Origin of the sequence: Roseomonas sp. TAS13, from assembly GCF_001950415.1 — a bacterium.
GTDB lineage: Bacteria > Pseudomonadota > Alphaproteobacteria > Acetobacterales > Acetobacteraceae > Roseomonas > Roseomonas mucosa.
In genome coordinates, this window is record NZ_BDLP01000125.1 from 1 (window position 1) to 11,734 (window position 11,734).

General features: G+C 68.9%; 11 protein-coding genes and 1 pseudogene. All 12 read left to right on the top strand.

Features of this window, described 5'->3' with window-relative positions; genetic code table 11:
- Positions 1-114: 114 nt before the first annotated feature.
- Positions 115-420 carry a hypothetical protein gene (locus ROTAS13_RS11590; protein WP_139323326.1) on the top strand — a complete coding sequence of 102 codons (306 nt, stop codon included), beginning with the start codon at positions 115-117 and terminating at the stop codon, positions 418-420.
- A gap of 58 nt (positions 421-478) precedes the next feature.
- Positions 479-1,579: a PD-(D/E)XK nuclease family protein gene (locus ROTAS13_RS11595; RefSeq protein ID WP_075822412.1), complete on the top strand. Its 1,101-nt coding sequence runs from the start codon at positions 479-481 to the stop codon at positions 1,577-1,579.
- Entirely contained in the window at positions 1,576-3,159 is a 1,584-nt protein-coding gene (locus tag ROTAS13_RS11600; protein WP_075822413.1) for a DEAD/DEAH box helicase, read from the top strand. Before ROTAS13_RS11595 ends, ROTAS13_RS11600 begins: the two co-directional genes overlap by 4 nt.
- 56 nt (positions 3,160-3,215) lie before the next feature.
- Complete coding sequence (locus ROTAS13_RS11605; RefSeq protein ID WP_139323327.1) at positions 3,216-3,509, top strand: DUF6511 domain-containing protein; 294 nt, start codon at positions 3,216-3,218, stop codon at positions 3,507-3,509.
- The gene (locus ROTAS13_RS11610) at positions 3,506-5,821 is read left to right on the top strand and encodes a bifunctional DNA primase/polymerase (RefSeq protein WP_075822415.1); all 2,316 of its coding nucleotides are present in this window, start codon (positions 3,506-3,508) and stop codon (positions 5,819-5,821) included. Before ROTAS13_RS11605 ends, ROTAS13_RS11610 begins: the two co-directional genes overlap by 4 nt.
- 204 nt (positions 5,822-6,025) lie before the next feature.
- Entirely contained in the window at positions 6,026-6,256 is a 231-nt protein-coding gene (locus ROTAS13_RS11615) for a hypothetical protein (RefSeq protein ID WP_075822416.1), read from the top strand.
- Complete coding sequence (locus tag ROTAS13_RS11620; RefSeq protein ID WP_075822417.1) at positions 6,246-6,794, top strand: DUF6456 domain-containing protein; 549 nt, start codon at positions 6,246-6,248, stop codon at positions 6,792-6,794. Before ROTAS13_RS11615 ends, ROTAS13_RS11620 begins: the two co-directional genes overlap by 11 nt.
- Before the next feature lie 66 nt (positions 6,795-6,860).
- Positions 6,861-7,823, top strand: a complete 963-nt coding sequence (locus tag ROTAS13_RS26250; protein WP_139323328.1) for an HNH endonuclease — start codon at positions 6,861-6,863, stop codon at positions 7,821-7,823.
- Positions 7,824-8,064: 241 nt separating this feature from the next.
- On the top strand, positions 8,065-9,630 hold the full coding sequence (locus ROTAS13_RS11625) for a site-specific DNA-methyltransferase (protein WP_252570948.1): 1,566 nt from the start codon (positions 8,065-8,067) through the stop codon (positions 9,628-9,630).
- Positions 9,620-10,888: a site-specific DNA-methyltransferase gene (locus tag ROTAS13_RS11630; protein ID WP_075822418.1), complete on the top strand. Its 1,269-nt coding sequence runs from the start codon at positions 9,620-9,622 to the stop codon at positions 10,886-10,888. Before ROTAS13_RS11625 ends, ROTAS13_RS11630 begins: the two co-directional genes overlap by 11 nt.
- 99 nt (positions 10,889-10,987) lie before the next feature.
- On the top strand, positions 10,988-11,224 hold the full coding sequence (locus tag ROTAS13_RS11635) for a hypothetical protein (RefSeq protein ID WP_075822419.1): 237 nt from the start codon (positions 10,988-10,990) through the stop codon (positions 11,222-11,224).
- A 95-nt stretch (positions 11,225-11,319) separates the two neighbouring features.
- A pseudogene (locus ROTAS13_RS11640) lies at positions 11,320-11,734 on the top strand (hypothetical protein); the annotation flags it as partial.

Here is an 11,734-nt window from a genome sequence, read left to right on the forward strand (position 1 = left end):
GACATCGTCGAGACCGGCAACGATAGTTGGCGATTCAAGAACCGCGCCTGAACGCCCCCTCAACACACCTCACAAGAGGGTCCCTTTTGCGTGCCGATCTGGGGTCCCAATTCAGTGCCGATTGACACGCTGTCGGCCATCTGCCACGCGGTCGGCCAGGTGCATGTCAGCGACAGCGAGCAGCTGCACTTCAAGCCGCTGATCGTGACGCTGAAGGTCGAGCCGGCCGGCAACGACAAGTACGGCGTCTACCGCGAGGCGCGGAACAAGGTGGCCGGGTACTCGGCGGCCAATGCCGGCGCGGCCACCGCCACCGCCCCGCGCCCTGCCACCCCGGGGCCCCGCCCGGCCGCCGCGGCACCTCCGCCCGCTGCGCGCACCGGCGCGGCAGCGACCCCGCCCTGGCGCCGCAATGCCTGATCACCAGCCGGCAGGCAGCCCGCCTGCCGGCCTCCCTCCCTCGAACCAGGATCAGGTCATGGCTGCCCTTCCTCCGCCCGCGTCCCCCACCGTCACCGCCATCTACGCAGCCTATGAGGCGGCAGCGGACAACGGCTATCGCGCACATCTCGGCGCCTCGCTGATCGGCACCGAATGCGAGCGGGCCATCTGGTATTCCTTCCGCTGGGCCACGCGTGCGCGCCACACCGGCCGGCTGCTGCGGCTGTTCGACACCGGCAATCTGGCCGAGGCCCGCTTCGTCGCCGACCTGCGCCGCATCGGCGTGACGGTCCTGGACCTGGATCCCGCGACGGGGCGCCAGTGGAACCTGCGCGACGCCTCCGGCCACTTCGGCGGCAGCATGGACGCGGTGGCGATCGGGCTGCCCGAGGCGCCGGCGACCTGGCACGTCTGCGAGTTCAAGACCCACAGCGCCAAGTCCTTCGCCAAGCTGAAGGCCGAGGGCGTCGCCGCGTCCAAGCCGCTGCACTGGGCGCAATTGCAGGCCTACATGCATCTCGCCGGCCTCGATCGGGCCTTCTACCTGGCGGTCTGCAAAGACACGGACGAGCTCTACCAGGAGCGCATCCGGCACGATGCCGAGGCCGGGCTGCGCATCCTGGCCAAGGCCGAGCGCATCATCGGCGCCGCGCGGCCGCCGGCCCGCATCAGCCAGGATCCCGCCTGGTGGCAGTGCCGCTTCTGCGACCACCACGCCGTCTGTCATGCCGGCGCGGCGCCGGAGCGGCATTGCCGGTCCTGCCTGCATGCATCGCCGGTCCAGGGTGGCGACTGGCATTGCGCCCGGCACGCAGCCCCGCTCGGCCGGCGCGAGCAGGAGGTCGGTTGCGCGGCACATCTCTACCTGCCGGACTTTGTGGCCGCCGAGCAGATCGACGCGGGCGAGGATTGGGTCAGCTATCGGATGCCGGATGGCGGCGAATGGCGTGACGGCGTGCCCGCCGCGACGCCGCCCGACGTCGTCTCGCACCTCCCGTGCCGCATCTGCCGCGCCACGATCTATCGCGTGGGGCCCGGCAAGGGGCCGCACATCGCCGAGCTGATCTGCACCGGCTGCGAGACGGGCGGTCGGTGGCTCAGCAAGGTGGATGCCGTGGCGATGGGGGTGGCGGCATGACCCTCTCCCTCCGCCCGTACCAGCGCGCCGCCATCGAGGCGCTCTATGACTACTTCTCGGCCAGCAGCGGCAACCCGCTGGTTGTGATGCCGACCGGCACGGGCAAGAGCCTCTGCATCGCCGGCTTCACCCGCGAGGCGATCGCCGCCTATGGCGACACCCGCGTTCTGATCCTCACCCACGTGAAGGAGTTGATCCAGCAGAACTTCATGGCGCTGCTGCGCGCCTGGCCAGAGGCGCCGGCCGGCATCTACTCGGCCGGGCTGTCGCGCCGCGACATCCACGCGCAGATCCTGTTCGCCGGCATCCAGTCCATCCACCGCCATGCGCGGCAGGTGCAGCGCTGCGACCTGGTGCTGATCGACGAGGCACACCTGCTCGGCCGCGGCGACAGCGGCATGTACCGCTCCTTCCTGGCGCAGCTGAACGAGATCAACGCCGGCCTGCTCAAGGTCGTCGGGTTCACCGCGACACCGTATCGCCTGGACAGCGGTATGCTGCACGAGGGGAAGGATCGCCTCTTCACCGACATCGCCTTCCAGGTGCCGGTGCTGGAGATGATCCAGCAGGGCTATCTCTGCCCCGTCGTCCCGAAGCAGACCTCGACGCAGCTCGACGTGGGCGGCGTCGGCACCCGCGGCGGCGAATTCATCGCCAAGGACCTCGAAGCGGCGGTCGACCGCGATGAGGTAACCAGCGCCGCCGTGGCCGAGATCGTCCAGCACGGCGAGGGCCGCGGCTCCTGGCTGGTGTTCTGCTCCGGCGTCGCCCACGCCCGCCACGTCCGCGATGCCATCCGCGAGCACGGCATCTCCGCCGAGACCGTCACCGGCGACACGCCGGGCCCGGAGCGGGACGGCATCCTGGCGGCCTTCAAGGCGGGGCGGCTGCGCTGCGTCACCAACGCGAATGTCCTGACCACCGGCTTCGATGCACCGGGGACCGACCTGATCGCGCTGCTGCGCCCCACGAAGAGCGTGGGCCTCTACGTCCAGATGGTCGGCCGTGGCACGCGCCTCGCCGAGGGCAAGGATGACTGCCTCGTCCTGGACTTCGCCGGCAACACGGCGCGGCACGGTCCAATCGACACGGTGGATGGCCGGAAGAAGGAACCTGCCGGCGATGGCGAGGCGCCGATCAAGGTGTGCCCCGAGTGCCAGACCATCAACCACGCCAGCGCGCGGCACTGCATCGAGTGTGATCACGAGTTCCCGCCGCCCGTGGTGAAGGTCGCACCGCAGGCGGCGTCGAACGCGCTGCTCTCGACGCAGATCCAGGCGGCCTGGTGCGATGTGACCGGCATCACCTACGCGCGCCACGACAAGCCTGGAAAGCCCGCCTCGCTGCGCGTCACCTATGAATGCGGCCTCGCGCGGCACAGCGAATGGGTCTGCTTCGAACACACCGGCTTTCCGCGCGACAAGGCGGTGGGCTGGTGGCGGCGGCGTGCCGGCAATCTGCCGCCCCCCGCGACCGTCGATGCGGCGCTGGAGCAGCTGGATCAGCTGCGCCGTCCCATCGCGATCCAGGTGCGGCCGGCGGGCCAGTACACCGAAATCGCCGCCGCGAGGTTCGTGTGAGATGCGCCGCATGTCGCCTCCGCACCGCCCGCGGCTTCGGCTGGTTCGATCCGCGGGTGCAAACCAGCGAACCGCTGCCGGCCTGCTCCATGCGCTGCATGAACGCGCTCTGCCGGAGGTGGGGCGTGGTTGATCCCGACGAGCACGAGATTGCCGCCATCGCGGCGGCCAGCCCCATGGCGGGCGAGTACCTGGAGAGCATCGGCAAGACCGACCTCGCGGTGCTGACCGAGGCCGAGTGGCTGACGCTGCTGGAGGTGATCATCACCGCCTACCAGGACGAGCTCGCGCGCCTGCTGGATCCGGGTCGCCATCCGGCGCCGCCGCTCGCGGTGGGTGGTCGTTCATGACCCAGCCCTCCTTCATGGCCGATTACGGCGAGCGCCTGGTCGACAACGGCTACTCGGTCATTCCCATCATGCCGGGCACCAAGGTGCCGGGGCGCTTCACGGGCGGGGAATGGTCGCCCTATCCCGACTGGGCGCGTCACTGCGACCGACCGACGAAAACCTTCGAGGTCGATATCTGGCGCCGCTGGCCCGGCTGCGGCGTGGGCATCGCCACCGGGGCCGTGGTGGGCATCGACATCGACATCCTGGACGGCGCGCTGGCGATCCAGATCGCCGAGCTCGCCATCTCCATGCTTGGCGACACGCCCTGCCTGCGCATCGGCCGCGCGCCCAAGCGGCTGCTCGTCTATCGCGCCGCCACGCCCTTCGCTGGCCGCAAACGCCATCCCCTCGAACTGCTGGCGCGCGGTCAGCAGTTCGTCGCCTATGCCGTCCACCCGGACACCGGCCGCCCCTATGAATGGCCGGAGGACAGCCTGGTGGAGATGCCGCTGTCCAGGCTGCCGGTGGTGGACGAGGCCAGTTGCGCGGCGTTCCTGGACGCGGCCTGGCAGCTCGTGCCGGATGAGGTCCGGGTCAACTCGATCCTGGCGGACGCGCCGACCAGCACCTGGCGCGGCCCCAGCGACCCGAAGGGCACGCGGGACGCGATCGCCGCGGCGCTGGCCTGGCTGCCGAACGACGACCTGCCGGGCAACGAGTGGATCACCGTTGGCGCCGCCATCAAGGCCGCGATCGGCGAGGAGGGGCGCGACCTCTGGCTCGACTGGTCGCGGCGGTCCGGGAAATCGGGCCAATCGGGTAGGTCAGATACACCCGAACGACGCTGGGCCTCGCTCCGGCCGCACAGCGTCGGCGCGGGGAAGATCTACTGGCTCGCCGAGCAGCGCGGCTGGGTGCCGGATCCCGCCCTGACGCTGAACGGCACGGCGGCCGAACAGGCGAGCCAGCCGCATCCGGCCGCGGGGCTGTTGGCGAAGGTCGCCGTTCCACCGCTGCCGATCGCGCCGCCGCCGAAGCCCTATCGCGTGCCGCCCGAGCTGCTGCAGGTGGATGGCACGCTGAAGCTGTTCCTGGATTACGCCACGGGCAGCGCCGTCAGTCCGCAGCCGTTCCTCTCGTTGGGTGCCGCCATCTGCCTGGTCGGCGCCATCGCCGGCCGCCGGTATCGCACGCCGACCGACCTGCGCAGCAATGTCTACGCCATCGGCATCGCCGACAGCGGCGGCGGCAAGGACCACGCCCGGCGCTGCGCGAAGCGGGCAATCTATGCAGCGGGGCTGGACCGCTACCTGGGTGGCGAGGATCTCGCCTCCTCGGCCGGGCTGCTCACGTCGCTGCAGCGCCATCCGGCCCGGCTGTTCCAGGTCGATGAATTCGGCCAGTTCCTGAAGCTGGTCCTGAACCAGCGCGCGCCGGCGCATAAGGCGGCGATTTGGTCGGAGCTCACCAAGCTCTACACCTCGGCGGCCGAGCCCTACATCGGCGCCGAATACGCCGACCAGAAGGCGCGGCCGCGCGTCACCATCGAGCAGCCCTGCGCCTGCATCTGGGGCGTCACCGTCCCGGGCCCGCTGTGGACGGCGCTCGAAGGTGGCGCGCTGGCGGACGGCTCCATCGCGCGCTTCCTGGTCTTCCTGACCGACGACGACTACCCGGAGCGCAATGAGACGCCGGCGCCGATGGACCCGCCGCGCGCACTGGTGTCCGCCCTGCAGGGGATCGCCCGCGGTGTGCCCGGCCACAGCCACGGCGGGAACATCGCTGATGCCATGGAATCCTCGGCGCCGATCCACGCCTACACGGTGCCGCTGACCCCGGACGCCGAGGCGGCCATGGCTCGCGTGCGGCGGGAGGCTACCGACCTGCTGCGCTCGCACCGTGGCACCTACGCCACCGCGCTCTTCGGCCGATACGCGGAGAATGCGGCGAAACTGGCGATGATCGCCGCGGTCAGTCGTGATCCCTCCCGCCCCATCACGGAGGCCCGCGACGTCACCTGGGCCTCGGCGCTGGTCGAGCACTGCATCGGCACGCTGCTGCGCGAAGCCGAGCGTCTCGTCGCCGACACGCCGGCGCACTCCCGCATCAAGAAGGTCCTGGAGGTCATCCGCAAGGCCGGCCGGATCAGCCGCAGCGCCTTCGTCCGGAAGACGCAGTTCCTCTCGAAGGCCGAGCGGGAGGACGCCATCGCCACGTTGCTCGACAGCAAGCAGATCGCGATCGAGGTCACGCAGAACGCGTCGGGCCCGGGCACCAGCTGGATCATCGCCACCGAACCGCAGGAGGGCTTGAAGAGTGATGCTGCATGACGCGCGCAAACCCGCAGAAAACGGGACTCTTCAACAATTCAACTTTTCACGCGGGCGTATGCAGACGCCCGGGCGGGGGTGCGGGGGAGAGAGACCCTTTGAAGAGTTTGAAGAATTGAATAGTTATATTGATCAGATAGTTAGACCCCTCTCACCCCCTCGACTCTTCACCACTCTTCAAGGGCGCGGTCGGGAGAGGCACGCATGAGCACGCCTGGCGCGCCGTTGCCGCCCCGCTCGTCGCTCGACCGCGGAAGCCGCAGCGCAACCACCGTGCCTGAGATGGAAATGCTGCGCCGCCGCGTCTGGCTGCAGCAGGGCGTCGTCTCGCTGCACCTCGAGGACATCACCGATCCCTGGCTGCGCCAGGCAATCCAAAACGAAGCCGTGCGCCGTTGGGGCCCACGGCAGCAGGAGAAGAATCATGGCAGGTAAGCGGAAGGCGAAGACCACGAAGCAGAAGGAATCGATGGGCCCCTCGAAGTGGCGGCTTCAGCATGGCGGCTTCGGCGAGCCGATCCGAGACGCGGATCCCGAGACGGGCAGCCCGGTGCAGCATCGCCGCGCCGTGGACACGCTGGGCGCCATGCAGGCCAACGGCACCATCACCGCCGAGATGTTCGAGGCGGGCGGGATCTTCCGGCGGCAGTTCCGGTCAGCGATGCTGGACGGCCTGCGTGCCGTGCCGCTGATCCGGATCGTAGGTGGCGGAGGCGACTGCATCACGGAACAGCAGATCGCAGCTAGAGACAGGGTGGCATCCGCCATGGATGTGCTCGGCGGCTCGGACAGCGCCGCCGGGAGCTGCGTCTGGCACGTTGTCGGCCTGGAATGCTCAGTCAGGGAATGGGCGATGCGGCAGGGCTGGGGTGGCCGGACGGTGCCGGCGACGCAGGCGCAGGGGATGCTGGTCGCGGCCCTCAGCGTGCTGGCGGCGCACTACGGCTTGGTGTCGCGGGGACGCGCCGCGTGATGGAGCCGAACTTCCCCGCGGCCTCTCACGCCGCTACGTTTCCGTAGTAAACTGCCACTGGACGAGATGCCCGCGAACTCGATCGCCGATCTGCCTGCCCCAGTCACCGCAGCGAAGGCGGACTGGTTGGTCGCGTCTCACTGGATTGGTTTCACACCAGCCGGAGACGGCCCAGATGCGCCTGGACGATGCCAAGCGACAATTTCGTCCCAGGCAGGCAATGGGTACGTCATTGAATACATCACGTTGAATTTCGGTACGCCTAAGCCCGCATATCTCGCAGACCCGCGCTATCTGGCCGAGCGCGCTGAACACGCCGCAGTTGCGGGGCGGCTTGTCGCTGTCCACCGGCTCAGATCGTCCTCACTTTCCCTCAAAAGTATCCTTGGGGATGCTGACTACGAGCGCATGCAGGACATGTGGGATGAGGATGGTAGGCGTCGACGGTGGTCAGTCGCGTTCCCGATCGTCGAGAGCTACGAAATTCCGACGAAGCCGCTTGCTCGTGACGTGCTGGGGCCCGACGCGATGCAGCGCGTTTTCGCGCATCCGTCAGCCACGCTGCGCCCACTCAATGACGAAGAACGACGTGCCATATCTTCGCTACCAATCTTGCTTCGCCCGACGGCGAATGCGTGGATCGGTATCCAGGCAGATATTGCAGCGGCCGAGCGGAGCGAAATCGAGACACGAATCAGTCGGCACATCGACAGCGAGCTCGGCGACAACGCAATCGAAGGGATGACCAAAGAGCAATGGGTTAAGGTCCGCCGCCGAGCGGCGTGGTTGGCTCAAAAGTTCATTCAGGATCGGCAGAAAGCCAGGACGCTGCGCTGCGACGATTGTTCGTTTGATCCCGTCATCCGGGCCAATGGCACCGGCATCAAACCGCGAAGCCTGCTGGATGTGCATCACCTTCATCCCTTGGAGGAAGGACGCCGCGTAACGACGCTCGCGGACTTCAAGCTGCTGTGCCCAACGTGCCATCGCCTGGAGCATGCTCTGCTCCGCCTTGGATCGGCGAGCTGACGCCCTCTGATCTGAAAGCGAAGAAGAAGGTAAGCCAGCGAAAGAATGTCGCGTTGATGCCTGAAACTCACATCGGGTAATCTCTCGACAGTCGTTGAATTGCGGCTGCGGCCAGTGGCTCCCGAGCCACTCGTCCGCTGATCAGCCACTGTGGCTCGCGAGCCGATGGTTCCTTCCTGGCCCCGCTGTATGCGGGGGGCGGAAGCGCGCAACATCGCTAGCGCCAGGCCGAAAATATGGGTTGCGGTTTGCAGCCTTCGCCCGCGGCTTCAAATCGTTAGCTGCAAACCGACGCCGGGCCGCGGCCCTGCAAACCACCTGCAAACCGGATGGCATCATGACGCTCCCCTGGATGGCGGCGAAGATTGTGCTGCGTCCGGTGGCGGGGCTGCGCCCGCATGCCGGCAACGCCCGCGTCCACAGCCCCGAGCAGCTGGAGCAGATCAAGGCCAGCATGCTGGCCTTCGGCTTGACCAACCCGCTGCTGGTGGACGAGGACGGCGTCCTGATCGCCGGTCACGGCCGGCTCGAGGCGGCGTCCGCGATCGGCATGGTGAAGGTGCCGGTGATCGTGCTGCGGCACCTGTCCGCGGCGCAGAAGGAGGCACTGCGCCTCGCCGACAACCGCATCGCAGAGAACGCGACCAGGGACCAGGCGCTGCTGCGTGATGCGCTGGCCGCGGTCCACGCAGCCCCAGACATCGACCTCGCCGCGCTCGGCTTCTCGGCGGACGAGCTCGCAGACATCCTCGCGGCGGCTGGAGATGCCGTGTCCGACGGCGACGCGCCCGAGGCTCTGTCCGCGGATCCCGCCGAGGGGGGCGATGCGGCAGGCGCGGCGGATGTGGAGGAGCCGGCGGACGACCCCGCCGATGCCGATCCGGAGCCGCCGCGCCAGCCAGTCACCCGCCCCGGCGATCTCTGGCTGCTGGGCGATCATCGCTTGCTCTGCGGCGACAGCACCGACGCCGCCTCGGTGGCGCGCGTAATGGGTGAGGACCGCGCTGCGCTTCTCTTCACCTCCCCGCCCTACGGAAACCAGCGGGACTACACCACCGGCGGCGTCACGGATTGGGATGCGCTGATGCAGGGTGTGTTCCAGCATCTCGACGCGGCCATGCGCCCGGACGGCCAGGTGCTGGTGAACCTCGGGCTGATCCATCGCGACAATGAATGGCAGCCCTATTGGGCCGGCTGGCTCGACTGGATGCGCGCCCACGGCTGGCGCCGCTTCGGTCTTTACACCTGGGACCAGGGGCCCGGCCTGCCGGGCGACTGGAACGGGCGGCTCTCGCCCGCCTTCGAGTTGCTCTTCCACTTCAATCGCGAGGCCCGGCGCCCCAACAAGATCATCCCCTGCCGGTGGGCCGGGCACGTCAACTCCGAGAAAGGTGGCCTCCGCGCCAAGGACGGCACCGTCGGCGAATGGCAGCATGCCGGCCAGGGCGTGCAGGAGACCAGGATCCCGGACAACGTGCTGCGCATCACGCGGCACAAGGCCCGCGGCATCGAGACAGAGCATCCCGCGGTGTTCCCCGTCGCGCTACCTGACTTCCTGATGCGCGCCTATGCCGACGAGGGCGACGTGGTGTTCGAGCCCTTCGCTGGCGCCGGCACAACCATTATCGCTGGCCAGCGCACCGGCCGCCGCGTGCGGGCGATCGAGCTCGCGCCTGCCTATGTCGACCTGGCGGTCGCGCGGTGGCGGATGCTGCATCCCGATCTGCCGGTGACGCTGGCCGATGACGGGCGCGATTACGACGCGGTCGCTGCAGCGAGGCAGGAGGTCACCGCGAATGCTGCCTGATCTCGCTGTCTCCACGCTGCCGGTCGCGGCGCTGGTCCCCTATGCCGAGAACGCGCGGACGCACTCGCCATCCCAGGTGGCGCAGATCGCTGCCTCCATCGCCGAGTTCGGCTTCGTCAATCCAGTGCTGGTCGACGCCGACGGCGTGCTCATTGCCGGCCACGGCCGCGTCATGGCGGCGAAGCAGCTCAGGCTCGCCTCCGTACCGGTACTGCGACTGGGCCATCTCTCTCCCGCCCAGGCGCGTGCCCTCCGCCTAGCGGACAACCAGATCGCGCTGAACTCCGGCTGGGACGAGGCGCTGCTGGCCGCCGAGATCGCGCGCATCAGGGACGAGGCGGTGGTCGACCTGGACGTGCTCGGTTTCTCCGGCATGGAGCTCGACCGGCTGTTGGCCGCGGCCGATGCCGGTCTCGACGATGATGCCGATGACGCCCCGCCACCGCCCGTGTTGCCCGTCAGCCGGACCGGTGATCTGTGGCGCTGCGGCGAGCATCGGTTGCTGTGTGGCGATGCCACCCGGATCGAGGACGTGCAGCGCGCGCTCGGCGCTGGCCACCTCGCCGACATGGGTTTCGTCGATCCGCCCTACAACGTGGCTTACGAGGGCGGCACCGCGGCCAAGATGACCATCGCCAACGACGCGCTGGGCGGCGGCTTCCCGGAGTTCCTTCGCCCCGCGCTGGCCAACCTGCTCTCGGTCACGAAGGGCGCCTGCTACGTCTGCATGTCCTCCTCCGAATGGCCGACGCTGCATCGCGTCTGGCAGGAGGCGGGCGGGAAGTGGTCGAGCACGATCATCTGGGCGAAGAACACCTTCGCGCTCGGTCGGGCGGACTACCACCAGCAATTCGAGGCGATGCTCTACGGATGGAAGGCCGGCGCGCAGCACTACTGGTGCGGCGCTCGCGACCAGGGGAACGTCTGGCACTTCGACAAGCCGGCGCGGAACGACCTACACCCGACGATGAAGCCCGTGGCGTTGGTCGAGCGCGCCATCCGCAACAGCAGCAAGCCGCGCGATACGGTGCTGGACTGCTTCGGCGGTTCGGGCACCACCATGATCGCGGCGGAGCGCACGGGGCGGCGCGCCGTGCTGCTGGAGATCGATCCCGCCTATGCCGATGTGATTGTGCGGCGCTGGCAGGAGACGACCAGCGAGGCCGCCGTGCTGGAAGGTGATGATCGCATCTTCGCCGATGTCGCCGCGGCGCGTGGCGTCGTCGATCATGATGTGATCCAGACCGTCGAAACTTAGCAATTCCGCGCCGCTGCATCTTGCTTGGCTCGTGCGCGCCACAGCGCGAATGGTCCGTCACACGCAGGGGATGCCCTGCCGCAACAGACGGAGACCAGCATGACGGACCGCACCGCCCGCGCAGCCCGCAACCAGGAACGCAGCCTCGAAGCCTTCCTCGCCGAGAAGGCGCGCTTCGACGCGATGGTCGCCGAGCTTCAGCAGATGAGCGCGGACCACTTCGGCGCGGATCCCGAGACGGTGCTCTGGGGCGCGCATGCCAGCCTGCAGCACTGGAACAGCCTGCTGGCGCGGGTGACGGACTCCTACCTGAAGCGCGGCGAATGGGCCGAATGAAGCGGGCCACTCCCGCACCGCCCCGACCGGCAGCGCCGGCGGGGCTCCCGGCAGTAGGGGCCGATGACCGGCGCCCGGAACCGGAGACCACCACGATGACCAAGCTTTCCGACAGCCAGCGCGTGATCCTCAGCGCCGCCGCGCAGCACGAGATGGGCCTCGCCCGCGCGCCGAAGACCCTGCCGGCCGCGGCCCGCAACGCGGTGTTCCGCAGCCTGATCAAAAACAACCTTCTGACCGAGATCAACGCCCCGCGGGACTTCGTGGGGCTGGGCTGGCGCCAGGATGAGGACGGCACCTGGATCGTGGCGCGCATCACCGACGAGGGGCTGCGCGCCATCGGCATCGACCCGAACGAGGGCGACGCGGTGGCCGGCGAGCCCGACTGCTCCGGCATCGAGGGCAGCGTGCCCGACACGGCGCCCGCGGGCGCGGACGACGCCGCCGAGGGGGATGCCCCCGCGGAGGAAGCCGAACCCGCCCAGGGCGTGCCCACACCCGCCCCGCGCC